The sequence below is a fragment of the Glutamicibacter sp. NPDC087583 genome, from assembly GCF_044743685.1.
Lineage (GTDB): Bacteria > Actinomycetota > Actinomycetes > Actinomycetales > Micrococcaceae > Glutamicibacter.
Genome location: NZ_JBIUWY010000012.1, coordinates 18,489 through 45,035 on the forward strand (window position 1 = coordinate 18,489; position 26,547 = coordinate 45,035).

A 26,547-nucleotide genomic window follows, 5' to 3' on the forward strand; every position below is an offset into this window, starting at 1 on the left:
CGTGTTCGCACCAGTACCCACCGCGCCCAGAATCGTTGCGGAACAAACCGAAGAAACCACAACGACCGTGAAAAACCCGTTCGAGGGCGTCTCCCCCGACATCTCACCTTTGGGCGATGGATTCGACAGCGCACTGGGCATCATCCTCGGCGTCATCTGGGGCGTAGTCCTGATCTATGTGGCCGTGAAACTGCTGACCAGTCTTGGCAAGTTCGCCGGTGCGAAAAAGCAAGGCCACTACGAAGAGCTCGGCGAGCATACCGATGAGATGAAACGCCGCGGCATTGCCCTGGTCGCGGTTGCCGCGTTCGGTGTCATCATCGGTGCGGTCCTGAAATTGGCGGGGATGCTCTAATGACCAGCCGCCGGAGAATTATTGTCCTCATCGTCGCTGTGGTGGCCATCGCCCTCGTCGTGGTAGCCAGCGTCCTCATGTCCCAAGACCAAGATCAACCCGATTCTTCGGCGGCCACCACCCCCACCACACCAGCAGAATCCAGCGAGTACGGGTTCCCGATCTCGCATATCCGCCTCGGTGAAGGCGGAACCAAGACCGCACCCGACGGAAAAACCCCTATCGGATACACGGCGTCGTGTGACGACGCCGTCCGCGCTGCAGTGAATTATGTGGCGGCTGATTCCTACTCCCCTGAAAACTGGAAAAACCAGAAAGCAACGCTTCAGCAGATCACCGCATCGGGCGAGTACAACACGAAGTACATCAACGCCACAGCCTCACTGGTATCCAATAATTCAGCTTCAGCCGAAAGCAGCCTGATCTCTCCGGCGATCTACAAGGTCGAGAACTGCGAATCAGGCAAATCAGCAAACATTGCCGTGGCACTCCAGATCGACGATCCAGGGCTCGAACTGGATGGGAAAACTATCGGCCCCTCGATCGAATACCGCACTCAGAACCAATCTTTGGTGTGGGAAGGCAACGATTGGAAGATCGATTTCTCGCCGACGCCCGTTCGTGCGGAATCGCAATTGATCATTGCCGAGGGCGAGAAAGCTCCAGAATCCCCCAACGATCTGTTGAACCAGATTTTCGTGGACTCCCAAGGCAATCCGCTAAGCCGTGATGGTTGGATGGAGCTTGCACGATGAGGCGGTTGCTGACCGCCATCTTCGCTGCCTTGCTCACCCTAGGTCTAGCGGTCCCGGCGCAAGCCACCGGAACAGATGAAAATATCTCTGAGGTTCTGAGCCAAGACCAGGTCAAGAGGTACGAGAACTTATCGGATGACGATAAGAACACCTTGCTGCATGATGTCATCACGGAGATCGGTGCCGACGAATGCAGCAATTTCAGTTACTACCGCAAGATGGAATCTTTCCTCAACTTCGATGCCCGCAACTGCGAAGAACAGACGCGCGATGCGTTGCACGCCATGTATCCGGACCCTGACGCGCTGATCATCAAGCAGGAACCAGTCATGGATTTGTGCGAGGCCCTGAGTTCCACGGGTGCGGGACAGCAAAGCGTTACTTTCTGCGTCAGGAAACAAGCGAATGATTTCCTTATGGGGTGGGCTTCAGGCACTCTGAGAAATTGGATGGGCCAAAGCGAGATCGGCCGATCGGTTCTGAACGCCATGGATGCCATCGGCAACACCATCGACTTCGTTGCCGACCCCAAAAGCGGACTCGAAGAAGTCGCCAACAGCAGCAAATCAGAGTCCATCGCACTCACCTCAAAAGTCCTCGAAGAGCTCACCTCCACCACCGAATTCGACGCCTCCAGCCAAGAGTTCAAAGACCGCTGGGCCCTCTACGCAGGCATCGGTGTCGTAGGCCTCTCCATCATGCTGCTCACATTATTCAAGCACCACAGCAACGGAGAGATCAGCGACGACGACTTCAGCAACTCCCTGCTCTACTACCTCCCGATCAGCCTCTTCCTGGTGATCTACGGGCCGTGGGCCATGATCGAAATACAGCAACGCATCGCCCCGCTCACTTCCGGGGCCACCGACTGGTCAGCGGAAATGATCAGCAACTTCGTCACCGTGATCTCCCGGTTCGCCTCCCTGGAATCCAGCAGCTGGTTCGGTCCTCTGGCGGCGATCATCTTCTTCGGCATGCTGTTCATCGGCGCCATCGCCCTGATGATCTACTTCCTGCTCATCCCGATCTTCCAGCAACTCATGGGACTGGCCATCGCCGCCCTGATCGGCATGCTCATCTCTCCGAAAACCCGCCGCTACGTCCTGAAGATCGCCTCCACCCTCGCCACCCTGCTGATCCTCAAGCCCGTGGTCTTCCTCGCCATGGGCGCCGTCTTCGGAGTCCTCGCCTCACAGACCGCGTTCAAGGAAGGCACCGACGATGTGCTGGTCAATGTGGGCAACCTCGGTGCGACTGCGTTCATCATGCTGCTGATCGTTCTCTCCCCGGCCGCGATCTTCCGGTGGATGCCGATCATCCAAAGCCGCGAAGCGAACTTCGGCGGGATCTCCCCCGAAATTTCTGCTGGCGTCGGCGCTGCGGCCGGTGGCATGGCCGGCTCACTCGCCGGAGCTGGCGCAGGGGCCGTGCGTCGGGCGATCTCCGCACGCCGCGGCAACGCTTCCAGTGGCGCCTCGTCTGGCCCCCGGGCCGGTGCCGGGCAATCCAGCGGTACTGCAGCAGGTGGTGGAGCAGCAGCCGGTGCTGCCAGCCAGGGATCTTCAGCTGCGCGTGGCGGTGAGGATGGTTCAGCCCCAGCTTCAGGATCCGGTGCGTCCGGCGGTCCGGATGCTGTCCAGCCGCAAGGTTCTTCTGGTGGCCAATCGTCGCCTGGCAGCCCAGGCCAGGGTGCGCCGACCGAGGTCATGGAACGGCCAACCAGCCCCCGCACAGGAGGCGCAGGAAATTCCGGCGGCTCCAGCGGCGCGGGTGGTCCAAGGACAACGGGTTCGTCCACCCGCAGTCCTGAAGGCGGCCCTGCTGGCGAATCGACCTTCGACGGTGGAGGTACCGACGCTTCTGGCCAGGCTACTGGTGCCTCCGGTCGGCAAACCCAACCTGCAAGCTCCAACCCTCCAACCAGTGCGGCGTCCAAGGCGTATCGGCCGTTGCGTACCGGCAAGGTCGGGATGCTCGCCAACGCCCGCTACGCCATGTCCAACGCGGCAGCCCAAGCCCGCATCGCCCAACAGGACTCCGACCCCGATACCTGGGATTCGTTTAAGGACTGATCGACCCTCATGACTCGTCACGTTGCCCTCGGCGGTGAGTTCAAGTCCCGCGGACTGCTCTCAGGCCGTTCCCTGCCCGAAAAGCTCCTCCTCTTCATTGGCCTCGCGCTCTCCGCGTTCCTGGTCATGTTGGGATCGTTCAGCTTCTTCTTCCTCGTCGCAGCGCTCTTCGTGGCCGTGGCCAGCATCCTGACTACGATGCCCACCGCCATCAATGAAGGCCGCAGCCTCGCAGCCATCCACGCCGAACGGGCCTACCGGCTCTGGCAGAAAACCACCGGCACTGATGTCTTCGACCCCGTCCACGAACAGATCGCCGCAGAGCGCCTGAGAACCTACCAGCACGCCACCCAAAATAAGCAGAGAACACCGAACAAACAGGCAACCCCGAACAAGCAGAAAACTGCCCGCCCCAAAGGATTCGCAGTGCGCAGGGCCCAACGCCGCAAGGCCACCGACCAGCAGGCCCCGTTGATGATCGGGAAGATGAGCGCCACCGAAGTGCCCTTCAACACCCGCGAACGCCTCACCGTCTTCAGGCATGCGAACACGGCTCCAGTGTTCTATACCGCGATCTTCGAAGTGCGCGGCAGCACCGGCGGCGTGGTGGAAGAAGACATCGAAGACATCCCGTTCATCGGGTTCGGCAAAGTACTGGCCCGGGCAGCGCGGCGTACTAGCGCCATCTCCCACATCCAAAGCTTCACCCGCTCCGTCCCGCTGGATATCACCGACCATATTTCCTGGCTCTCGGACTACGTCCACCCCGAAGCCCACGACCACCTGGTGCGCTCTTACCAAGAGCTGTGCCTGGATGTGGAGCAGAAGGCCGAACAGCACCGCTCCTACTGGGTGCTGCGCTTCGATAACCTCGCAGCCCTGCAGCGCGCCATCACCGCCCAAGCCCCTGGGACGCGGGCCGTTTATGACGCGATCGTCAGCGAAGCCCACGCACTGATGTCCCAAGCAGTCACACATAAGGCGATCCGCAGCTTCCGTCCAGTGAACTCCAACATGGCCGCAGCACTACTCTCCCACCTGCAAGACCCGTACGAATTCAGCATCGACGACCCGGACCACAACCTCGACTCGGTCTGGCAGCGCCTGGACGCCACAAAAACGTCCAAGGCAGTGCTGGTCAACAACCATGCCTACACCCGGGTGGCATATATTCCTCGGCATGGGTTCATGGCCGGCTCCGCCCTGCCCGTCCAATCCATGCGGCAGCTGGTCAACGGGATCGTGCCCGCAGTGATCCACTCGGTGTCCTGGGTCAACGAAGTCGTCGATGCCCGCACCGCCCGTGCCCAAGCAGTTTCTGATCGCACCAGTGATAAGGCCAAGCGCAAATCCGATGCCGAGAAAGGAAAGGTCAGCGACGGCACCGAACACGTCATGTCCAGCTCCTCGGACCAGCGCGGCGCCGATCTGATGCCAGGCAGCGGGCATCACGGGGTGAAGTGGGGCGCGTACCTGAGCTTCACCGTGCAGTCCGAAGAAGAACTGCTGGCTGTATCCACACAGATTGAATCGGTGGCCACTGATTGCGGAATCGAACGACTGATCTGGCTCGATGACCGCCACCACATGGCGTTGGCTTCCGTGATGCCGCTAGGACGAGGGATCCGTTAATCATGAAATATTTCAAGAAAACCAGCACCACCACCAACCCCGCCGACACCAGCAAATCTGGGAGGACCGCATCCGGTCCCGCATCCCCTGCCAGCACAGTCGCCGGCCAAGGAGAGACGAAGAAATATTCGAGGAAGGACCGGCGGACAGCGAAGCAAGCTAGGAAACTAGCTCGAATACAAGCTACCAAACTAGCAAGCACTCAAAATAGCAACACCCCCACCCCCAGTGAAATGTTCCGCCCGGACGTGTCCTGGGACGCCGGCCGCCGCTCCCGCACCGGATCCACCTACGGCCTCTACGACCCAGCCCCCGAAGGCGGAATCAGCACCACCCGGCAAACAGAAATCAGCAACCTCGCCGTCCCCTGGTCCCCCACCTCCTACAAAGGCCTGCTCTTCGGCCTGGACCTGGAATCAGGATGGGGCGTCATGCACGACCCGATCTTCGCCTACCCCAATACCGTGAACAACGCCAACGTCATCCTCATCGGCGACCTCGGCTCCGCCAAAAGCTCCGGCGGCAAAACCTGGGGCTGCCTGCGCCCGCTGATCTTGAACCGCAACGTCATCGTCGTCGACAAGAAACCCTCGGACTCCAACCCCGAAGAAGGAGAATACGCAGCCCTCTCTAGGTTCTTCGGACGCGAGCCGATCACCTTCAAAATCGGTGGCGGCGGCGCCTGCCTGAACATCTTCGACCCGGCCATCTCCCCCGAAATCGAAGACACCCGAACCAACGGCTCCGAAGCCCCACCAAGCCAAGCCCAACTGCTGCGGGCAGTTGCCACCGAAGTCCTCGGCCGACCAGTGTCCTCCCGCGAAGGCAAAGCAATGCGTACCGCCCACCACCGCGTCCTCAAAGAAACCCGCGCTGCTGGCCGCACACCCACCATCGGCCTGGTCATCTCCCGCATGCTCGACCCCTCCCCTGTCGACTGCGAAGAGCTGCAGATCGACCGGACCGTCTTACGCGAATGGGGGTACGATCTGGCGTTCGAACTGGAACGGTTCGTCGATGAAGACCTCTCCGGCCTGATCGACGGCGAAACCTCAGAAAACGTGATCCTCGCTGACGGGCTGACCGTCTTCGACGTCTCCCAACTGCCAGAGACCGGGCCGGCGTTGGCGATCATCATGACCGTGATCAACACGTGGATGACCAACCGGCTCTTCCGGGCCAAGAACCGGCGCCAAACCCACTTCATCGTCGAAGAAGCCTGGCACGTCGTCCAAACCTCCGTCGCCAAAGTCATCCGACGCAACCAGAAAGTCTCCCGCGCCATCGGCCTGTCGAACTGGTTCATGTTCCACCACGTCTCAGACATCCCGTCAGGCACCGAAGCTGAGGCGATCATCAAGGAATGCGACACCGTCCTGGTGTACCAGCAGAAGAAAGCCCCCGATGCGCGGGCGGCCGTGGAAATGTTCGACCTGCCCGCCTCCAGTTATGGCACGATCTTGAACCTTGCGACCGGCACGTGCCTGATGAAGATCGGCAACGAAGCCCCGTTCGAGGTCAAGCACCTCCGAAGCGACGTGGAGAAGATCCTCACCGACACCGACAAGGCCCTCACCGCCCAGAAAATGAACGAGGTGATCACCGATGAGCTCGAACCCCACGCAGCGTAACCGCGAAATCCCCGCCTGGCTGATCATCGCAGTCCTCGCCGGCCTGGCCTTGGTGGCGTTGAACTGGGGCGAACGCCTCACCCCTACCGGCACTGGGATCTCGTGGAACCCGATGGATCTGATCCAAGCCGCCCTCGATAAGAACCTTGCCTGGCCGACCGCGTCGTGGTTCATCCTCGGCGGCTTCTCAGCCGTGCTGATTGTGGCGTATGTGCTGTTCGCCGAACTCTGGGGAACCTCGCGGGATGAGGCGAAGAAGTTCACCCCGCAGGGCGCTGCGATTACGTCGATGATGGGCTTCACCGCAGCTTGGCGCAAAGCCCGGCAGATCTACGGGGCGCAGGTCACGAAGAAGACTGCCGAGGCGTTCATCGTCCTGGCGGTCTATGCCAACGGGTCGAAGAAAACCCCTCTGTATATCCAGCTGGAAGACAGCATGTGGGTTTACGCCCCAGCCCGCGGTGGCAAGACCTCCAGCATCGTCATCCCCATGGTCCTGAACGCTCCCGGCCCCGTCCTGGCGACCTCAACCAAGCCCGATGTGGTCGCCTGGACTGCCCTGGCCCGGGAGAAACATGGGCAAGTGTTTGTGTGCGACTGGGAAAACATCACCGGCTGGCCCAACACCGTGAACTGGACGCCGATCTATGGTTGCGAGGACGAAGACGAAGCCCTCGAGCGCGGCAAAGCCTGGGCTAACGCGGCCCCGATGGAAGGAACCAAGAACGGGTCCTGGTTCAGCACCAAAGCCGGCACCGTCCTCGGCCGGCTCCTGCACGCCGCCGCATTGGAAGACCGCACCATGGATGACCTGCTCATGTGGATCTTCGACTCCCACAACCCCGAACCCATCACCATCCTCGAAGACCACCACAAACCACGGGCCTTCATCCAGCCCCTGCGCGAACGCACCGAATCCCGGGCCGGTGAAACCGAAGACTCCATCAAAGCCACCCTCATCTCCCTGGCCGAACCCCTGGTCACCGAGCGGGTACTCTCCCAGTTCCGATTCCGCAAGGAAGAAGCCTTCGACATCAACACGTTCCTTGAAGGAGCGAACACCCTGCACATCGTGGTCGACGGGGAAAACTCGCCATTGGGGACTTTGAGCACGATGTTCGCTGACCAGGTCTATCGGGCGGCCCGCCGCAAATCCAGCCAGTACGCCTCCGGCCGGCTCTGGCCCGTCTTCCGCATGGTCCTGGATGAAGCACCGAACGTGGCGGCGTTCAGCAACATGGGCGAACTGATCACCGACACCGGCGGGCGCGGCATCCAAGTGATCGGCATCAGCCAATCCTTCATCCAGAACGAAGCCCGGTGGGGCAAGGAAGAAGCCAAAACCATCGAATCCAACGCGAGCCTGAAGCTGATCTTCCCCGGCATCAACAGCGAAGACCTGAAAACCTACGCGAATGACATGGGCGTGCGAGACACCCCGCGCGTCAGCCACTCCTCCAGCAAGACCGGCGGATCGATGACCCGCAGCACCGAGGAAAAAGCGGTCGTGCGCGCTGAGGAGCTCAAGCACCTGCGGTTCGGGCAAGCCACCGCCGTGTATCGGAATCTGCCGCCGCATGTGGTGCATACCGAGATGGTGTGGCAGCGCAAAGACCACCAGGAACTGAATGAGATGAAAGAGCAGACGTTGCGCAGGTGCGGAAAGATCTTCCACGAACCCAACCAAACTCAGACCGGCAATGCGTCGGCAGAAACCCTTGGCGGTGCACGATGAGCGAACCACGAACCCACGATGATCTCGTCGAACTGATCGTTCCGCTGGTGGAGCCGCTGATCGAACGTCAAGAAAAGGTCGAGCAAGGCCTCGCCGCACAAGAAACAGTTCTTGTGGAACTCACGAACCAGCTGGAACGGCTCACCAGCATAGGCCCCGAGCAGGAAGTTTCACCCTGGAATCTCTATGCGGCCAACCCGAAGCAAATCTCGGAGCTGTTGACCAAGATCAACCAGTGGTTGCCCTGGATGAACGCGACCTACGGGACCGGGCAAAGCACGAACATGATCCCGGCCTGCTGGTTCCTGCACCCGAACGTCGTCGCCCACCTCGTCGGACTGTATACGTCGTGGACGTCCGCGAACTATGGGAGTGAGAACCCAAATAGTGATCTGGTGTATTGGAACCTGCGCTACCTGCCCGACGTACTGGACATCGTGAACGCACCAGCGGATAAGGGCGGGATGGCCGGTTGCCGGCGCGAACACCGCGCCCCAGAACGGACGGATCCTGTCCCGGAAGCTCTCACGGATGAATTTACGCAGTGGCTGGAGCGGGGATACCTGCTACCCGACGACGATGAGGCCGTCGCTCAGCTCGACGTCTCTCAATGAGGCTTAGCTTCTCGACCTGTGTGAGGCTTCAGGCTAGGTCTTCGGTCGTTGCTTTGACACTGCACGCACACGATTGAGCTTCATAAGCCACTCACCGAGGGCAGGGTCCATGTATTTCATGAGGAAGAAGACATCAACCAAGCGATGCTCGGGCTGGGCAGAAAGAATGTTCTCGCCGTGGGCTATGCGGTTTCTCAGGTGATGCAAGCGGTGCAATCGGGCGGAACGATCACGCGCTCCTTGTGAGGCGTAGGGGAACGCTTTCAACAAGGCTTCCTCCCATTAGCCCCATAATGCATCAATGCTAACCATTTACCAAAGGAAATCTGAGCACTAATATCGTAATGGATTGGCTTTCTCTTATGCCGGCTGTGGCTTTTGCCTTCGACCTGATGCATCAACCGTATGCCTTGATGTTTTAGCAATGCCGTTCCGCATCATGCTATTAGACGGTGTAGCAGGATCTTCATTCCATCTAGCCATAAACATGCGTCCACTGATTTCGACTATTTCCACTTCACTCACGATGCGAAGTGTATTCGGACTAGAGTAAAGAGATTTCACGGGCGGAGAATCATAAAGAATAAGGCCTGCCCATTTGTGGAGATTGCCACTGGGGAATATCTCGCGTGCGCATTGGCATGCGAATGGTTCTCCGAGCACTCCGGCGGGTAACATCAAACTCTTATTGGAAGGGATTTTAGGTGAGGCGTTATTTTTCTTGCTTGGGATCGCTTAGATTGGCTTGGCCAACCGGTGAAGGCCTCCCACGCTTCTTGAGAGGTGGGGGTTAGACGCCCCCACCTACTCGATTAAATTATTGCTAAATTCCCAGACATTCAGGGGAGTAATAATCTCTAAAATCTAACCTAGGACTAGTCGCTTGGCAGATTATTCAAACCTACGACCAAGTGCCGTATGTTCCGAACCCTAGGTAAGCAGACTTGCTCCTGAACTGAGGGTATCCGGCAGAGTTTTCCCAAGGAACGTTGCGGCCTCCGGTCTTTCCGCAGCCCAGACCGTAAGTTTTCTTGGTTACCCCTTTGAAAACACCATTGGTGTACTTGGACACGTAACCAATTCCTTCTCCGCAGGCTCCACCATCACTGGTATAGATCAGCTGAAAGTTGTAAACTTGACGGCCAACTTTATTTCCAATCTGAGAGCATGATCGGTTGCCCCATTTGCTCCAACCGCCGCCAACTGGCGTATAAAAACCGGTCCAGCAAGCGCCTTTAGCCGCTGCAGGTTTAGCAATTGCAGCTGAAGCAGAACGCTTCGATTGTGGAGATCCTCCGGCCTTGATAGCGAGAAGATCTTTAGCTACTTCGTTTGTTTCTTTTACTGGGACTTCACCTGGAGTAAGTCCAATGTCTGATGCTAGATCTGGCGCAATGAACAGAGCGTCTTCTGCTTCAAGAGGCATAGGGTAAAAAACTTCATCGCCGCTAACCTTTGAGGTTGCAGGATCCATGACAAACATTTTTTCGGAGCTAACACCGAAATTTTCTACCATTGCCGAATCAAGAGCAGCCTGATTGACGTATGTCGAAGAACTAGATTCATGTGGAGCCGCCAGAGCAGCTACTGGAGTCAGGACGCCCAAAATCAACGGTACGCAGGCAATACTCGTCAGACTTCTTCTAAGTTTCATTTTTATCCCATGTTGGACTGAATTTACCAACGACAAATGTACATCAATCTCTAGGATTTAATACCGGCAGATGCTCAATGGTTATCAAATCGATATAATTCGACTGTGCTGAGTGTAATTTTCACTTCCCGCTGGAATCGACTTCAGAGTCCCTTTGCTCAATGCCAGGAGTTGCATCGGGTTGACTGAGGACAATTTTTCCGTAGATCTTTGACGCATCGGCCAATGGTTCCAAGGGGTGAGGCGTGCAGCTATCACGACGAGACCGGATGATTCTTACTAAAGTTCCGACAATAATAGTGATCCAGAACGCTACATGGGGTATTGCGCCGTAATGTGGCTTTGACCCATCCTGCCAAGAAAAGTAAAAAACACCAGAAATGAGGAATGTTGTACACAGGACTGCTATCAGTAGCTTTTTCACGTTCACTCGTCTTTTCAGAACGTCCAATGCGCCGCCTGCACACTGTTCATCGGTTCATCGGTTCATCGGTTCATCGGTTCATCGCATGAATGTTGTGTCCTGAGCATAGGCTTGAAAACATTCACGTCGGTTTAGATGCGTAACGTTCATGCTAGTCAGTACGGCGCATGAACGCTAATTAATTCATTCTCTCATTGTAAATATACTACGATAATATCAGGTCATCTCTTATCCGACTGTTAGGATATGGACCAATAGGATGAAAATCAATCACACTACCTCAAGGAAAAAATGGCTCCCATTCATAAGAAGCTCGTTAGCATTGGAGCGCTGATTGCTGCAGTTGGCGTAGTGGTATCGAGTTTATCCCCGGGGTTCTTCTTCGGCCTCTCCAACAATTTGAGCACTAACGATCCTCTGGTAACAGTTCCGCTGACGCTCTTAGTGACTTTTTGCCAGATGATCTTGGCACCATTCGGAGCAACGCTTGCTGCAATTGGGGTGTCCAAGCATCTGTTATCCAAGTCTGAGATGGATTCAAACGAATAATATTTATGCCTTCTTGACTCCTACTGTGCCTGGAATGTGCGGCTTTCAGGCCCTATCTGCGGTGAACACATGTGGTGTTGGGTCAAAGGCTAAACACATTGTTTGGGAAGCATGAAGCCCGTTATGTTGATAGTTCCCTCACCCGAGGATGATGGGAGCAATCGCCCAGCCAACCCCGGCGTGGTTTCTTGCCCCTGCTTATCCAATGGTCCGGGGCGTTGTAACCGGGGTTGGATGGCATCAGAGTGACTGCTGATTAGAGGCACTGTGCCAAGAGGCACTGGGCGCCAGTCGTAACGTGGATGAGAGGCTTTGTTACCGGTGGTTGGCCGGCACTGAACAATTAATCGATTCAAGTGAGCACAGGTCATGAAAACCGAAAAAATCTAGATCTTCCTTGGCCTCGACGACGGAAAACCGACCGCTGGGCCTGCGCCGTCACCACCGGCGACACCAAAATCTGGAACAAAACCCTGCCAAACGACGAAGCCAAACTCACTAAGATCTGTCAAGAGCTCAGAGTCAAAGGCACCGTACTGTTAGTTATCGGTCAGTCCGCGACCATTCGTGCCCTGGCCGTGGCTGTAACTCAGCATCTGGGCATCACTGTGGCCTACTTTGCCCGGGCTTACCATGCGCCGCATCGCAGACATGCATCCGGGCACGGCCTCAACAGACGAAAAGATGCCTTCATCATCGCTGACGCGGCCCGCAGCATGCCGCACACACTGCGCAGCATCCAAGTCTCGGACGTAGACGAAGCCACGCTGGCCATGCTTACCGGATTCGATCTGGACTTGTCTCGGCAAATCACTCAGATCAGCAACCGGATCCGCGGGCTTTTCACCCAGATTCATCCCGCTTTAGCGCGTGCGTTGGGAGCGCGGCTGGAGCATGATTCGGTGTTAGAAGTTCTCGCTGCGTGGCCCACTCCCGCCCGGCTGCGTCATGCCGGCAAGGCCCGGATCGACGCGAAGCTCTAGAAGCACGGTGCCCGTCGGCACACCGACTGCGCTAGCACCATCCTGAACGCCGTCGACGAGTAAGCAGTGGTCGTGATCGGTATCGACGCAGCAGGATTAGTCATCCCGCATTTAGCCCGACAAATGATTTCCTTGCACGCCCAACGCACGGACGTAGCCACACATCTGGAGAGCATGCTGGAGACTCACCCTCTATACTCGGTCCTGACATCCATGCCAGGGGTTGCCGTTAGGACCGCTGCGATCATCATCGCCGAAACCTCCGGCAAGACCTTCGCCAGCGCTACAGCACTGTCCTCATACGCAGGATTAGCCCCAACCACGCAACAGTCAGGGACATCGATCAAGTCCGAACGCGTCATCCATTCAGGTAACAAATGCTTGAAACGAGCATTGTTCCTTTCCGCGTTTGCGCCCATCCGTTTCCATCCTGTCAGCCAGGCCTATTATGACCAGAAACGAGACCAAGACAAACGCCACGACCAAGCGGTGATCGCATTCGTCCACCGTAGCCTGACGGTGTTGTTCACGATGATCCGCGACAGGTTTATTTACGGCGTTCCGGCGGTGGAAGCTGCTTGATAAAATACACAGGGGCACCTCCAGGAGTGTCACGGCGTCGCCACGAGTCGAACCCGATTGGGTTCCGAAAAGACACCGTGCGAATCCTGAAAACGCTAATCGATTTGCTCTCTAACAAACGTATTCGTTTTCCCATACCCGACACTGTGGATAGGTTTCGTACCACTTCTCTGGTCACCAAGCACTGCCTCACGTGCTAAGCCTCTGAGACAACTGCGATTTGTCATACTCACTGGTTGTGCGGGTCCACTGCACAGGCCCTCAAAAATAACTCATGATTTCCCTGACCAGCATGGGTCAGTCGCTTACCGTCGTTCTCTTCTCATCGCATGGTTGGGCCGGATGGTCCGCGGCGCTGCGTTTCATCGTCCTTGAGTTTGCGCTGCTGATCAGCAGCTTGCTGCTGTTGCTCTTGGGTCTTGCGCAGGCGGGCCAGCAACTCATTCGCTTCGGCAGCCCCGAGCCTTTCCTGTCCGGCATGGTTTTCGCTCGTACTCATGGTGTTCTCCTTCTCCTGGGGTGTGGTTTCGTTCCTGGTTTGGGCTCGTTGGCGTAGCGCCGCGATCTTCGCCGCAGCCTCCGACTGCCCCACCGTTGCGGCAGATTCATTCATCTTCTGCTGGACCAGTTGTTCCTTAGCCTCTGCGGGCATTGGCTCGCGGGTGGTCAGTTCCGAGTGCTTATGCAGTGCTGCGGCGCGGTTGCGCAGGTCCTGCGCCACCGGACTGTTCTTCAGATGTTGCGCAGGCAGGAGGGATGGTTCAGCATCGGGGATGTTGTAGGTGCGGCGGTAGGCAGCGATTTCCGCTGCCAGCCGGCGCCACTCTTCGGCCCGGTCAACCCGGCCGGGGACTGGTCCCAGATCCTCCAGCCATGCTGGCGGGTTTTGGGCGAGTTCTACTCCGAGCCTCTGGTGTTCGGCGTCAACCACGGGCCGGTACGCTTCGATCTGTTCCTTCCACGCCACAGGCAACCGCGGATCAGCCAAAGGCTCACGAGGGGCGAACCACTCACCCAAACTGTTGGCTTCACGGCGCTTCTCGAACGGTGCTTGTTCTAGTTCGCGCAGCTTCAACTCCGTGCTGATGCGGCGCAGGACGGTGCCGCTGGTGGCGGCCAGGTTCTTGTGGTCGCGGTCGCGGATCTCTGCTTGGGCCAGTGGTTCTGGCATGTCTTGGCGTAGTTGTTGCTCTGCCCGCAGTCGGCCCAGCGACCAGGACAGGTAATCCTCGTTGTTGTCCACGGCTGAGGGGATCTGGCGGATCAGTTCGTTATCGGTGTGCTTGATCCGGGCAGCCAATTCTTCTTCGCCCAGGTGCCCATACAGGCGGCGCGTGAGCGGCTTGATGCCTTCTGCTTCGGCCAGCTCGACCGCGCTCTTCCGATAGGAGGTGCCCGCGGCCTCGGAGCGCTCCAGTGCGCGTTCCTTCAACGCGAGCAGGTGGTCTTGGTCGACTGCGCGCAGGGGGCGTTCGGCGGTGGTGAGGATGGCTTCGCGGTTGTCGATCAGGGTGTCCATGCGCCAGGCCAGGATCGCGGCGATGCTGTCGGCTTCGGTGAAGTCGTGCTGGGAGTAGGCATCCTCGATGAGGGTTTCCAGCTTCACCCCGGACTCTTCGGCCCGCTCCAGATGCCGGGCCACAGCTCCCCAGGCAGGGTCTTCAAGGATTGGCTGGGCTAGAGGGTTGCTGAGGGTGGCGCGCAGAATCTGCTGGTATTTGGCGGTCTGGGCTTGGTCTGCCAGGTCCCGGTAGATCATTCCTAGGCTGTTGATGTCTCGGGCCTGCTCGAATTCGCGGGTCACGGTTTCGTGGGCGGTGAGGTTCAGGTCGGTACGCTCGGCAATACCGTTCAGGACCGTGTCGACTCGGTCCCCGTCGGCCAGGCCCACATAGATGCGGTTGTCGTATTTGCCGCGGCTGGTCGCCACGTACGCGCCGGCACGGTCAGTGCTCTTGGTCAGCAGGGCGTGGGCGGTGTCGACGGTGGCGCCCTGGGCACTATGCACGGTATCTGCATAACCGAGGATCACGCTTTCAGCGACGTAGTCGGCGGGGATGGCGGCCAGGCCTTGGTGTTGTTGGTGGCGGGCGAGCAGGTGCCCGGATTCGATGCCTTCAACTACCCAGGAATCGTTGTTCTTCACGAAGTCCTTGCCCTGGTGGACGCTGAGGCGGCGGTCATTGTTCTTGGTCAGGATGACATCGCCAACAAAGATCTCAGTGTCATGCCGGCCAAGGATCTTTTGGGTTGGATCGAGTTCATTGTTGCCCAGCCGGTAGGCTTGGGCCTTCTGGTTCAAGGCGGCGACTTGTTCGTTGGTGCCGGCCAGCATCAGGGAGGTGCGGTGTTCGTTGGTGTCTTTTTGCCAGGCGGCGAACACGTGGTCGGCCATGTCGCCGGTGGTGCCGGCTTTGATCTTTCCTTCACTGCGGTAGTACGCCCACGGGTCATCCTTGCCCACTGCTGGGGCTTCGCGCAGGGCCAGGGAGGCGGCGGCTTCGCCAAGGTTGGGTGTGCCGTCAAGGTTCCTGAACCGGTGGATTTCCTCCAGGTGGGTGAGCTGTTCTTCGTGGTTGAGCAGGCGCAGGATCCCGCCGGAACCGACCGCGGCGAGCTGCTTGTCATCGCCAATGGCGCGGACCAGGGCGCCGTGTTCTTGGGCTTGTTCGATCAGGGCCAGGAATTGGGTGGTGCCGATCATGCCCGCTTCGTCGATGATCACCACATCCCCTGGCGACAGCTTGTCCTCGCTAGCCAGGAGCCGGTCGACGGTCATCGCTTCCACCCCGACCTCATGGCCCAACAGGGTGGCTGCTTTGGCGGAAGGGGCTACGGCGATCACGTGGTGATCGGCTTGCTTCATGGCGTTGACGGCCAGTTTCATGGAGGTGGTTTTGCCGGTACCAGCCGGCCCGATACCCGCCATCAACAGCCGTGGGCTGCAGGAGAATTCGCGGGCCAACGCCACCTGCGCCTCGTTCAACCTGCCCTCGAAGCTGTCGAGGACGCTCTGGAAATGGTCGACCGTGACTGCCGGAATGACATCAGTGCGCGCGGCCTGCAGGACCTTGTGTTCGGCTTCCAACACCGTTTCGGAAGTGTAGAGGGCGGCGTGGGGTTTCTGGTACTTGTGCACCGCCACCACTGCTCCCGCTACCGGTGCAGGCACGGGAAGATCAGGGGTCACTTTCAAGCTCAAGGAGTCAATCGCGGTGGCCCGGACTTGTGCGATGACTGCACCAGATACGGGTTGGGCTTGGTACTGGTTGGTGATTTGGCGGCGCACTTCTGCTTCCACATGCGCCTGATTCCATGTCGCCCGCGACTGCTCCAGGCGGGTGATGGTGGACTGCGCCAGCTCGTGGATCTGTTCTTCTGGCAGCTGCTGGATCGGTGTGTAAACCAGTTCTTGGCTGGCCGAGTATTCGCGGGCGGCCGCGAATAATTCATCACCTACCAGGGCTCCGGGGACAGAAGAGAATTTGTCTTGCCAGTGCTCGGTGAGCTCGGAAAGAGAGAGGCCTTTCTTCTTCTCTGCACGGGTTTCCAAGGTCGCTTGCTGGGAGAGCTTGATCAGCTGCTTCGGGCTCGGAGCCCTTCCATGCTTCTCTTCGAACTCATCCACGAGGGTCTTCAGCTGGGCTTTGATATTGGTCCGGCGTGAGGACGCAGCTTCAATGCTGGCAAGGGGGATGCCGCCAATTTCGGTGATCGGGCGCTTGCCTTCCACCGTGCGTTGAGTGGTGGCGAGTCCCAGGTCGCGGCAGATGTTCTGCATGACCCTTGCGTTGTAATGCTCCGAAGCAGACACCGCATACTTGTGCAGGACGGTCCCGTCGATGGCACTCCACTTGCCATCCATCCCCAGCACTTTGTTGGACACAACGATGTGGTCGTGCAGCTGCGGGTCCCCGTCACGGGAGTCATAATGCCGGAAGGAGGTGTAGATCAGGCCGCCGTCCACGTCTTCTGAGCGGACCCCGTTCTTGCCGCGACGAGTGAAGACCGCATTGGTTTCCAGGTACTTCATGGCGTCTTCGATGGCCTCATGATGCGCTTTCTCAATGACTTCCTGGACCGTGCGGTCGCTGACTCCCCAGAGGTAGGAGATGCTCTTGGACGGGGAGAACACCATGTCATACCCGGCCACGGCGTTCGATCCCTTATGGGTTTGCCGGGAGATGAATTGGCTTAGTTCTTCCTTAGTCTTCGGCTTGCGGCCGTGCAGCTTGTAGAAGTGCTCGCCACCGGCCTTGGCGCGCAGGACACGTCGTTCATCCGCGGTCGGTTCGCGGTGCTTGAGCCGGGTGAAATCGCCCAGGACGGTGTTGATCTTCTTGGCTAGTTCGCCATCGAACTGGTCGAAACGCTTGTAGCGTTGGCCCAGCTGCGCTGGGATCTTCTCCCCCGACACCGGATCTATCTGGCCGGCTAAGGGGTGTTGTCCTAGCCCGTAGAGCAGCTCCATTTGCTCTTCAGTGACTTCACCATGCACGCCGAGGTTCTTCGCTCCTCTGCCGCCCCAGATGCCAGGTGGGTGGCCGGTGACGGTGTAGTAATCCCCGAGTTTCCGATCCGGTGAGCGCAGCTCATCGGCGGAGGCAACTTCGCGGGTGTAGTAGAGATAGCCGTCCCCTGCACTGAGCTTATGCAGGGTCATCACACGTTCGACTCTAGCAATTCTGGCCAAAGTTATCGAGGATGCAAGAGGTGTGACAGATCTGGTCTTGATGGATCGGGAGAAAATAGGGCCGGAGGACTTCGACGATGCGTGAGAGATCTTGAGACGTCCGAATGAGGTACGAGTGGAAACTGGCGGGTCAAGGCTCTTCTCGTATCGGGGATGGCACTGACCGGAGGGCTGCTACTGATCCATCATGTTGGTCGGCTCTGCATTCTTTGAGGAACGAAGAAGAAATAGTGCAGAGGCGGGCAAAGAGATCTGGCCATCAAAAGAAGGATGTTTTTGGTGCGGTTTTGCACCTGCGATCTTCGCTGTGTGCAGGTGCGTCCAAGGTGGGTTTGATAGGGTCGCAGCTGTGCCCAGGGCAAGTCTCTTGTGTAATACCGTGGCCCGATGTTTTCCACGTGTGGGCGGGTGGAGACGGCGCTTAATCTCAAAGCCGTCCACAGGTGGGAAACATCGGTCAGGGCAGAGCCTGAGCGTGAGCGATGTCCGTTAACGCGTTTTTGGGCGGGGTGCGCGAGGGGTGTCCCCTCGCAAAATTTTGTTTTCGAGTTGGTGAAGGATGAAGTGTTTTGATGAGTAAGCCACGCAAGTCTGCTGCAGCGGTGGCCGCCCGAGAGAAGGCGCGGGCGAAGGCTGAGGAGATCACGCGCCGTAATGAGCAGTTGATCGAGTTGGCAGCCGCGTTCTTCATCCATGAGGATGAGATCGAACTGATCGATGAAGACACGAAACTGAAGATCGCCGAGCTGCAAGCCGCTGCGGAAGCGAAGAAACACAAAGCGCGGACCGCAGCGGCCTCTGTGGTGGAGCAGATGGTGGGTACGGGTGAGTCGAAGAAGTCGATCGGTGAGCGTCTGGGGCTCAGCGGTTCGGAGTTGAAGAGCTTCCTGCCGCCGGCGGCTCCAGCGAAGGAACCCAAAGTGGTCGAAGAACAAAACGAAGAGACTGCCCAGGCCCCAGCGTCGACTGCCGAGGGGCAAGCTTCCGGAGTTGCGGCCAACGCCTAAGGCCGAATGCTGAGCGCGGTTCCGCTTCTCCCCATGCAGCGGGTTTGAGCTTATGTGTTCGGGCCGGTGATTGGCCACGAATAGCGGATCTTGAGGCGCTAAAGCTCTTGTCCTCAGACGGGCTCCTGCGTAAGCCATGCAGCGAAGCAGCCTCGGTGCCTGTGGCTAGAAATTCATCCTCAATCGCAAGACTGAACATACAGCGCATCGCCACTGGCAGAATGACCGTGACAGAACTTTGGCCCTGAACGCGTGAGCATTCAGGGCCAAAGTGTTGGGTTAGTTCCCGAAGTCCGGGATGTATGGTTCACATAGTCCGTCGATCTGCTTGAACTCTTGCGGGTTCATCCCTTCAAGCGCTTCTGGTCCGTCCGCTTGTCCGCTGGCCCAGTACCAGAAGGCTTCCTTGCTGATGGCCAGGTTGCGGGCTTCGCAGCTGCGGTACCAGCGCGCGATCACGTCGCCTTCCACGTACGTGGTGTATCCGAACAGTTGGCCGGTTTCGTCTTCTGTTTTGGCTGCAGCGAAGATGATGTAGGGCCAGGATCCCAGGTCCCATCCGTCGCGGCCCCACCCAGGCACTTCGTGCCATCCGGTGCCGGCCAGCGATTCCATCCAGTCATACCCTTCGCCGTACATGTCGCGTTCGACAGTAGCTGGGACGGTGACAGTTTCGCGGGTGTCCTTGGTCGTGGTCTCCATGGTTTTTGCTTCCTTTCGCTTCACGGAAAGAGGGGCAGGTTGCCAGCCACCCGCCGAAGCCCTCCCCCGGTTGTTTTTTGCCTGCTGGCGAAATGAAATGAAGCGGGGCCAGCCGGAAAACCCATCAACCCGTCAGGGGTGCGCAATCCACGAAAATCTTGGGCCGGAAGAAGCGACGAAGGAGCGCGGCCCGAGAATTTCTGGTGGAGCACGCCCGAAGCGCAGCGAGTGGCATGTGGGTTTGGAGGTGGCCCGTACACTCCGAAGGACAGCAGCAAAAAACAGGAAAAGGCCGGACGGAGTCCGGTCAACAGCCGGCCGCGCCAGCGGACGCCCGATACACCCTGGAGACGAGCTTGCGAGGAGCCAGGGTGCTCAGCGGGACGGGCACCTCATGGCATAACCTAGTCTGCGGCTAACGTCCATGACTATCCTGAACGTGGAATGCTCGCATATTCAGGACCACCAGCGGGCTTTGTCACCAAAGTTCGGGACGTCAGGTTCACGCATCCCGTCGAGCATAGGAAACATTCAACTCTCTGGAAGTCGCCCATGATGCCCCCAGATCAACTACGAGCAGCACACGAAAGCGCAAAGTACTCGTGCACGGCGGTATTCCATCCAGCTCAATCCTGGAGCAACAAGGGCGTAGCGCCATGAGCGGTGAGTATGTTCCTGCCTACCGGTCCAGCGTGTGAGACTTGACCCAGGAAACCGGTTTGCTGAAAAGACCTAAAATCTTCAGGGCGTGGTGTGCAAGTAAGCATACAACTGGTGGTTTAGCCTAGATTCATGCGTGGTTCAGTCTCATGGCGACACCACGCACTGTTCGGATTGAGCGTTTCACCTCTCTCATCCGTGCGGGAACCCTGCATAATGGCTAGGTGCCCTATTGGGCACCTAGCCATTTGCATCTGCAAGCACTGAACAGGCTTAGCTTGACGTTCTTGGCTTAGCTGTGAACCAGAGTGGCCACACTTCAACGGTCTAAAACCAGCGATGAACAACCACGAGCAAGCGACGTTTACGTTGTGGCTGCTTAAGAAAACAAGTTAAAGAGCCTCTACAAAACCCGGGGCTTGACACCCCGGCGTGTTGCCGGGGTTGGCTGATCATTTCTAAAATGGTCGTTTCGATGCACCACAAGGGGAACCCTCACCGGGACGGTGCAAGGTAGATGCGGAGCGCCACTCAATTTCTGAGGAGACTCGGCATCGGACCCTAGTCGAGCTTCCCAAAGGGGCCGGCCGCGTCGAGCGGAATCCGCTCTGACCTCCTGGACATGATCAAGAACGATACCCCTACGAGGAGTACGGAAATGGCAAGGCCAAGTAGGCCCAAATCATTTGATGTCGCAGGACAGCCCGCAGAACTGTCATCAATCTCAGGACAGCTCCTCCACGGCTGCAAGAACATCACGAAACCACCTGCCGCTCCTGCGAGCGTCAGCAGGAGTCCCAACATCATGTAAACAGTATTTCTGGAAGCTTTCACGCTTCATTCAAACACAGCAATGCTTGCCTTCTTCATCGCACCGTATGAGGAACCTTGACCGGGCATGACCAATAGTATGAAGTGCTACGTCGCATCATGAGGGAATTTGAGAATCACCCTTCGACTATTTGGCGCTTGGCGGAGCTTGGCACGATGCCACACGAATGGACGCCACCTGGGATTCGCGGTCGAACCAACTCGCGAAGTGAGAGGATAAACCGCATGACACTCCAGCTCGAATACGCACGAGATCCATCAGCCGTCCGCCGCATCCTGGAGGCACTGCCGGAGTGGTTCGGAGATCCTGAAGCAATCGACGAGTACGTTGCCGATGCCGCCAACGACGACTTTGTGAGCATGCTCGCGCGCGAATCTGGAACCACGATTGGTGCTGCACTTGTCCGTCGGCACTTTCCTGAATCCGCAGAATTGCACCTCATCGCAATCTCCCCAGAAGTGAGAGGTCAAGGAGTTGGACGGGCACTTATCGACGGCGTCGCCGCCGACCTTGCGGAAGACGGATGCGTGCTGCTATCCGTTCACACGGTAGGACCGTCCTTCGACAGCGACTCATACGCCCAGACCCGTTCCTTCTATCTGGCGACCGATTTCTATCCCTTGGAAGAGCACCGCAACCTCGACTGGTCAGGACCAACGCTCATCCTCGTCCGCCGGCTAGCATCAGTTTCATAAGTCGAACCCACTGCGGGACAATGTCTTGTTGCGGATTGGTTTACGTCCTAGGTGTGAATAGATCCTCAATGCTGCATTGAAAGGCAGCTGCGATTCTGAAAGCAACCGGCAGCGAGGGATCGTAATGGCCTTTCTCAATAGAAATGATGGTTTGACGGGACACCCCGAGTTCGTCGGCTAGACGCTGTTGAGACCATCCCAACTCTTTACGGCGCTGAGGGAGCGTGTTCTGCACTATGAAGCCGACTTCTTCTGCCAGAGGTAACGTGCTGCGATGTCGAGCATGGCGAAAAGGACCATGGCGGAGAGGCACCAACTAACAGGAGCTTCGATCTTCATGAACGCGAACACTGCAGCGCCGAGCCCGCCAACGAGGAGAATGTCTCCGAAAGCGCCACTTGCAGCTTTTTCGTACCAAGCGGATTCGATGGAATCGTCTGGCATTTTGACTACACCAGAAAGTGTTGATCGGTCAACAAGGAGTGCCCATCCGAGCGCTGCACTTGCTGGCAGGGTACCAATGGCCATAATGGCAAAAACGAGCACCGGGCGCTCCGGGTTACCGAGCAACGAGAAGCCCCATCCTAGGCTTGCTGAGACGAAGATGCCTATCCCAAGCGAGGCACCTATTAAGGCTGCAGAGCTGCCGCCAAAGCGCGCTTTCCCCCAGCGGTTCTGTGAAACCTCGTCGGCATTCATTTCATCCACCCTCTCTAAAAACAAGGCTCTGACGGAGCCGCTACTGTAAAACAAACTTTACTGACAAGGGGGCTTTACGTCAAAGGAGCTTGTCTCTATGCGCAAGCTCACTCCTTCCGATTCCCCGTCTCACCGACGGTCCCGTAAGCCAGTCGTTCACCGGTACAACTACAGACGACTTCGGACACTAATAAATTTGGCGAGTTTCAGCGATTGCTAGATTCCCGTATACCCCGCCCGATAAAATGCCCGGTGAAGGGGCGCTAAACGGTACACTCCAAATCATGACCGGACTCCTGATCGGATACGCGCGCGTATCCACTAACGACCAAGACCTCACAGCTCAAAAGAACGCGCTCATGGCCTCGGGCGTGCCTCCTGAGAAGATATTCACCGACCAAGGCCTCACCGGCACCAATAGAGCACGGCCAGGACTCAGCGAAGCATTGGCCGCCTGCCGCAATGGGGATACGCTGGTGGTCACTAAACTAGACCGGCTGGCACGCTCATTACGCGACGCAAAAGACATCGTTGACGAACTCACCCGCCGTGAGGTGAAGCTCAGCATCGGCGGATCTATCCATGACCCCACCGACCCTGTAGGCAAGTTACTCTTCAATGTCTTAGCCATGGTTGCCGAATTTGAGGCAGATCTAATCAGGGCGCGTACCCGCGAGGGCATGGCCGTTGCCAAAGCAAAGGGCAAACTGCGCGGCAAACAGCCCAAACTCTCCAAGAAACAAGAAACCCACTTAGTCGCGCTTCACCACGCGGGGACCCATACGACGGCAGAACTTGCCGAACTCTTCTCAGTGGCTAGATCCACTGTTTACCGCGCTATTAAACGCGCGGGTGAAACAGCCAGTTAGGGCCGCACATTCCCTCTGTGCAGGATAGTGCAGAGGACTATTGATCAAAAACCGACTCCGTGCAGTCGACTTCTGAAATTTTTATGTCCATAGTCGACTGCACAAGCCCGGAATTTCAACGGCTCATGTGCAGCCAACTTCGGAATCTGACAGTCATAGTCAGAGTGGGTGTTCGCATAAAAACACCCCCTAAAGAACTGTCCAAAACGCCATGCCGGACAGACCCCTACGGGACGGTGTGACTGTTGCAGGTGCGAAAGAAAAAGCTTGTAGGTTCGAATAAAGCGCGGGGCGCGCTTCAGCGATTAACATGATTCGGACTGTGCCATACTGGCGAAATGGACACGCCACGCATCCCCGTATCATCGATCATGGCGCGATGGAACTCCGCTGATCAAGCCGTGGACCTTGTCATCGACGGGACCGCGGTCATCGATATAGTCGATATTCAACGACATTGGGGGGTTTCTCCGTTTGCACGCCGTTTCTCGCGCGCAGCAGTACACCAATGGTTGACTGATTATCGCGGGGCGTACGGCGACCGCGATGAGAGGCTTTCGGGAGAAGAACTAGAAATCACAGTCTGCAGGGCGTGCGGCGATATGGATTGCGGCAATCTTGCGGTCGAGGTCGAGATGACAGCCGACACAGTCACCTGGAGACGACCTCACTGGGCCGGAGATGACGATGAAAACGACGACGAGCCCGATGCTAACGATCCAGAATCACTCTTCCCTCAGCTATTGGTATTCAACCGTGTCCAGTACGATACCGCGCTAATAGACGCGGAAAGGTTCATCGCGCGATCCAGGTGGCGTCGGCAGGAACCTGAGGCCGCAATATGGCTTGATCGACTACGCAACCGGTTCATGAGACTGTGGAATAAATAGGTACGTGCGCGCTGGTGGTAGAGGCCTGCTAACGCGATCCCAGTTAGGGTTCAGCTGGCGGTCATCGGATCTCAGTGGAGACGGCTTTGGAAAACGACAATTGCTCAGCCGGAAGTTGCATCAGCTTCTGCAACGGCAGCCAGAGCTGTACCTTCTACGCTCAACATCACAGTGCTGTCCCGACGGTTGAAGAAGTGTGTAATGATCGTCCGGCCGTTGGCCTCCCAAATCCAGGGTGGCGTCTCTTCGTTGTCCCACGGATGTTCTGGTTTTCCAAAGAGATCGGTGAGTTGGATACGTAGTTCGTTGAATCCGTTTTGAACTGCTGGTGCACCGGATTCTTGAGTGCTGTAGAGGTGGATTGTTACACCTAGGAACTTACGGTTATACGTGTCCCATGAACCAAGCACTTGTCCGCCGACACATATATCCAGCTCATTCATCTGGTGGGGTGATTCTTCGTTCTCTAGCTCGTACCGGCCCCCTGATATGAATCCAAGACGCGCGAATAGATTTTCGCGTTCTTGATCAGACCGTGGCCAAGGCTCGTCGACCAATTTCTTGACGAGCTTCACGACGGTGCCAGGAGTGGGATTCAATTCCAACAAGAGGTCAGTCTCGGACATAGTGTGAGCTTACCTCGCAAGAATTGAGACATGGCCCTTAGAGGTTCCTCATTCGGGACACCAAAAACGGTCGTTTTTGACACACAATGCCGGTGGCTCCTCCGAAAATTCCTGACCGTCGAAAACTCAACACATTTTTAAACGTGATTTGTCGCAAAAATCAGTGTCACAAACTATGCGTCAAAACAATGACCGTCCCACGAGTATTGATACATTTAGAGCCATGGGACACCTCCTCGGATACGCCAGAGTCTCCACCGGCGACCAAGACGCACAACTCCAACACGATGCACTGACTAAAGCTGGCTGCTTTCGCATCTTCACAGACACCGCCTCCGGCGCACTTGAATCACGCCCTGAGCTCGATAAGCTGCTAGATCAGATACGGCCAGGCGACACTTTGGTGGTCTGGCGTCTCGATCGACTCGGTCGCTCCATTCGCCACCTGATCAATCACATGGACGCACTGCAACAACGAGGCATCGAGTTCAAATCCCTGCAGGAGAACATCGACACCAGTTCCTCTGGCGGTCGGCTGGTGTTCAACATCTTCGCGTCCCTGGCCGAATTCGAACGCGACCTCATCCGCGAACGCACCAACGCCGGCCTCCAAGCAGCCCGCGCCCGCGGCCGCACCGGCGGACGGCCTGCGAGCCTCTCCCCCGAGAAACTCCGCACCGCCAAGAGACTGTATGAACAGAAGGACATGACAGTGGCACAAATCGGTGAGGTTCTTGGCGTCAGCCGCAGTACGGTTTATCGAGCGCTAGGTAAATCATCAAAAAGTAAAGATAACTGATGCATCCAAGCATAGAGAGCTCTTCTTATCCTCACCACCACCAGGAGTCAACAAGCCCGGAAGGATTTATTTCACCGATACAGCCTGCTGCTGAGGTGTAAAAAGAACCATGAAGTTAGTGCGCCACTTGGCACTACCTGAAGATATGGGAACGCCCCGGGTCCGCTCATAGACGGAATACCGGGGCGACCAAGTCATGTGTTCAAGTAACATAACAGAAATCTTCTGCCAGAGGCTATCCTGAACTTGCTTAATCAGCATAGCCGAAAGGAAGCAAGATTGCATCCGAACAAGTCAAAGTATCAAACCTGGGTGCAAACATGGCTGACCGTGGAAAGATTCAACACATATCTGCGTGCTTCGGGGAACGATGCGCAGCGAGCGTTTGATTTGTATCAATGGAACACTGCACTTAATGCTGCGTTCCTCCACGACTTCGCTCATATGGAAGTCGCGCTAAGGAACGCTCTACATAGACAGCTCGCTACCTTAGTAACTCCATCGCTAAGCTGGATGGCCTCTCAAGTAGCCTTGACTACTTTTCCTCCCTTGCCGGGCACGGATAAACATGGCAATAGCTACGACAAGAACTTATGGCTGCGGACGAAATTAGAAGAATCTCGCGAAAAATTTCGTTGTGATGAGACAACTGCAAAATTTACTGCTCACATAGAGGGCCGGATCGTTGCCAATTTAACGTTTGGGATTTGGGCCGAGCTAATGGACTCTCGATTCGAACCGTCGCTGTGGACCCTAGCTTTGCATAAGGCTTTTTCATCTGGCGTCTCTAGGCAAGAGGTCCACTCCCGACTTCGCACATTGAATGATTTTAGAAATCGAATCGCGCATCATGAACCGAATTTAAGTCGTGCAAATAAGGCCCACCGCGATCTCTTTTGGCTGCTGAGTGTGCTTGACCGCGACATTCAAGGACACGTGAGATCACACAGTGAGGTTGCACTTTTACTTTCATCACGCCCATAACTTGACCAATCGCACATCCGAGAGACTTGTCTCCCGCCGACCCACTCTTATCAATACGACTAATCATTTATAACGAACTCATTTTCAGCCATCGGACAATATCGG

Annotated in this window: 23 protein-coding genes; 16 read left to right on the plus strand and 7 right to left on the minus strand. The window is 57.2% G+C overall.

The genetic code is table 11. From position 1 onward, the window contains the following. The first annotated feature begins 1 nt into the window (after position 1). The 7 genes from ACIOU9_RS17660 (at position 2) to ACIOU9_RS17690 (ending at position 8,794) form a co-directional block, all read left to right on the plus strand. Positions 2-355: a hypothetical protein gene (locus tag ACIOU9_RS17660; protein WP_402697749.1), complete on the plus strand. Its 354-nt coding sequence runs from the start codon at positions 2-4 to the stop codon at positions 353-355. After that, a complete protein-coding gene (locus ACIOU9_RS17665) occupies positions 355-1,110 on the plus strand; it encodes a hypothetical protein (RefSeq protein ID WP_402697751.1) in 756 nt (251 codons plus the stop codon). The genes ACIOU9_RS17660 and ACIOU9_RS17665 overlap by 1 nt, the downstream gene beginning before the upstream one ends. Further along, a complete protein-coding gene (locus tag ACIOU9_RS17670; RefSeq protein ID WP_402697753.1) occupies positions 1,107-3,182 on the plus strand; it encodes a hypothetical protein in 2,076 nt (691 codons plus the stop codon). Before ACIOU9_RS17665 ends, ACIOU9_RS17670 begins: the two co-directional genes overlap by 4 nt. A 9-nt stretch (positions 3,183-3,191) precedes the next feature. After that, positions 3,192-4,814 carry a hypothetical protein gene (locus ACIOU9_RS17675; protein ID WP_402697754.1) on the plus strand — a complete coding sequence of 541 codons (1,623 nt, stop codon included), beginning with the start codon at positions 3,192-3,194 and terminating at the stop codon, positions 4,812-4,814. 233 nt (positions 4,815-5,047) lie between these two features. Next, a complete protein-coding gene (locus tag ACIOU9_RS17680; protein WP_402697755.1) occupies positions 5,048-6,445 on the plus strand; it encodes an ATP/GTP-binding protein in 1,398 nt (465 codons plus the stop codon). Next, positions 6,420-8,180: a type IV secretory system conjugative DNA transfer family protein gene (locus tag ACIOU9_RS17685; protein ID WP_402697757.1), complete on the plus strand. Its 1,761-nt coding sequence runs from the start codon at positions 6,420-6,422 to the stop codon at positions 8,178-8,180. The genes ACIOU9_RS17680 and ACIOU9_RS17685 overlap by 26 nt, the downstream gene beginning before the upstream one ends. Then, complete coding sequence (locus tag ACIOU9_RS17690; protein ID WP_402697759.1) at positions 8,177-8,794, plus strand: DUF4913 domain-containing protein; 618 nt, start codon at positions 8,177-8,179, stop codon at positions 8,792-8,794. The genes ACIOU9_RS17685 and ACIOU9_RS17690 overlap by 4 nt, the downstream gene beginning before the upstream one ends. Positions 8,795-9,154: 360 nt before the next feature. Here the strand turns inward: ACIOU9_RS17690 and ACIOU9_RS17695 are convergent, their stop codons facing one another. Together ACIOU9_RS17695 and ACIOU9_RS17700 are read right to left on the minus strand one after the other, a co-directional pair. Beyond that, positions 9,155-9,319, minus strand: a complete 165-nt coding sequence (locus ACIOU9_RS17695) for a hypothetical protein (RefSeq protein ID WP_166650673.1) — start codon at positions 9,317-9,319, stop codon at positions 9,155-9,157. A gap of 376 nt (positions 9,320-9,695) precedes the next feature. Then, positions 9,696-10,448, minus strand: coding sequence for a hypothetical protein (locus ACIOU9_RS17700; RefSeq protein ID WP_402697761.1), 753 nt, complete (start codon positions 10,446-10,448; stop codon positions 9,696-9,698). 715 nt (positions 10,449-11,163) lie between these two features. Between ACIOU9_RS17700 and ACIOU9_RS17705 the strand changes: the two genes are divergently transcribed. The 3 genes from ACIOU9_RS17705 (at position 11,164) to ACIOU9_RS17715 (ending at position 12,986) form a co-directional block, all read left to right on the plus strand. Beyond that, entirely contained in the window at positions 11,164-11,421 is a 258-nt protein-coding gene (locus ACIOU9_RS17705; protein ID WP_402697763.1) for a hypothetical protein, read from the plus strand. Positions 11,422-11,777: 356 nt separating this feature from the next. Next, on the plus strand, positions 11,778-12,404 hold the full coding sequence (locus ACIOU9_RS17710; RefSeq protein WP_402697764.1) for a transposase: 627 nt from the start codon (positions 11,778-11,780) through the stop codon (positions 12,402-12,404). A gap of 72 nt (positions 12,405-12,476) precedes the next feature. Then, the gene (locus ACIOU9_RS17715) at positions 12,477-12,986 is read left to right on the plus strand and encodes a transposase (RefSeq protein ID WP_402697765.1); all 510 of its coding nucleotides are present in this window, start codon (positions 12,477-12,479) and stop codon (positions 12,984-12,986) included. Positions 12,987-13,308: 322 nt separating this feature from the next. Here the strand turns inward: ACIOU9_RS17715 and mobF are convergent, their stop codons facing one another. After that, positions 13,309-17,649 carry a MobF family relaxase gene (gene mobF, locus ACIOU9_RS17720; RefSeq protein ID WP_402697794.1) on the minus strand — a complete coding sequence of 1,447 codons (4,341 nt, stop codon included), beginning with the start codon at positions 17,647-17,649 and terminating at the stop codon, positions 13,309-13,311. A 602-nt stretch (positions 17,650-18,251) separates the two neighbouring features. Between mobF and ACIOU9_RS17725 the strand changes: the two genes are divergently transcribed. Beyond that, positions 18,252-18,686: a hypothetical protein gene (locus ACIOU9_RS17725; protein WP_402697767.1), complete on the plus strand. Its 435-nt coding sequence runs from the start codon at positions 18,252-18,254 to the stop codon at positions 18,684-18,686. A gap of 279 nt (positions 18,687-18,965) precedes the next feature. On the opposite strand, the gene ACIOU9_RS17730 is transcribed toward ACIOU9_RS17725, so the two are convergent. After that, on the minus strand, positions 18,966-19,388 hold the full coding sequence (locus tag ACIOU9_RS17730) for a hypothetical protein (RefSeq protein ID WP_402697768.1): 423 nt from the start codon (positions 19,386-19,388) through the stop codon (positions 18,966-18,968). Between the two features lie 1,716 nt (positions 19,389-21,104). On the opposite strand from ACIOU9_RS17730, the gene ACIOU9_RS17735 reads away from it, so the two are divergent. Next, positions 21,105-21,575 (plus strand): GNAT family N-acetyltransferase, encoded by a 471-nt coding sequence (locus tag ACIOU9_RS17735; RefSeq protein WP_402697770.1) that lies wholly within the window; start codon positions 21,105-21,107, stop codon positions 21,573-21,575. Between the two features lie 40 nt (positions 21,576-21,615). On the opposite strand, the gene ACIOU9_RS17740 is transcribed toward ACIOU9_RS17735, so the two are convergent. Together ACIOU9_RS17740 and ACIOU9_RS17745 are read right to left on the minus strand one after the other, a co-directional pair. After that, a complete protein-coding gene (locus tag ACIOU9_RS17740) occupies positions 21,616-21,810 on the minus strand; it encodes a helix-turn-helix transcriptional regulator (RefSeq protein ID WP_402697771.1) in 195 nt (64 codons plus the stop codon). Then, positions 21,810-22,274 (minus strand): hypothetical protein, encoded by a 465-nt coding sequence (locus ACIOU9_RS17745; protein WP_402697773.1) that lies wholly within the window; start codon positions 22,272-22,274, stop codon positions 21,810-21,812. The genes ACIOU9_RS17740 and ACIOU9_RS17745 overlap by 1 nt, the downstream gene beginning before the upstream one ends. Positions 22,275-22,558: 284 nt before the next feature. On the opposite strand from ACIOU9_RS17745, the gene ACIOU9_RS17750 reads away from it, so the two are divergent. Together ACIOU9_RS17750 and ACIOU9_RS17755 are read left to right on the plus strand one after the other, a co-directional pair. Next, the gene (locus ACIOU9_RS17750; RefSeq protein ID WP_402697775.1) at positions 22,559-23,143 is read left to right on the plus strand and encodes a recombinase family protein; all 585 of its coding nucleotides are present in this window, start codon (positions 22,559-22,561) and stop codon (positions 23,141-23,143) included. 338 nt (positions 23,144-23,481) lie between these two features. Continuing rightward, on the plus strand, positions 23,482-24,033 hold the full coding sequence (locus ACIOU9_RS17755) for a hypothetical protein (RefSeq protein WP_133833159.1): 552 nt from the start codon (positions 23,482-23,484) through the stop codon (positions 24,031-24,033). 104 nt (positions 24,034-24,137) lie between these two features. Here the strand turns inward: ACIOU9_RS17755 and ACIOU9_RS17760 are convergent, their stop codons facing one another. Continuing rightward, positions 24,138-24,659, minus strand: a complete 522-nt coding sequence (locus ACIOU9_RS17760; protein ID WP_133833160.1) for a hypothetical protein — start codon at positions 24,657-24,659, stop codon at positions 24,138-24,140. 223 nt (positions 24,660-24,882) lie between these two features. Here ACIOU9_RS17760 and ACIOU9_RS17765 point away from each other — a divergent pair, with 223 nt between their 5' ends. Continuing rightward, entirely contained in the window at positions 24,883-25,458 is a 576-nt protein-coding gene (locus ACIOU9_RS17765; protein ID WP_402697776.1) for a recombinase family protein, read from the plus strand. Between the two features lie 279 nt (positions 25,459-25,737). After that, positions 25,738-26,442, plus strand: a complete 705-nt coding sequence (locus tag ACIOU9_RS17770; RefSeq protein ID WP_402697778.1) for an Abi family protein — start codon at positions 25,738-25,740, stop codon at positions 26,440-26,442. Positions 26,443-26,547: the final 105 nt, after the last annotated feature.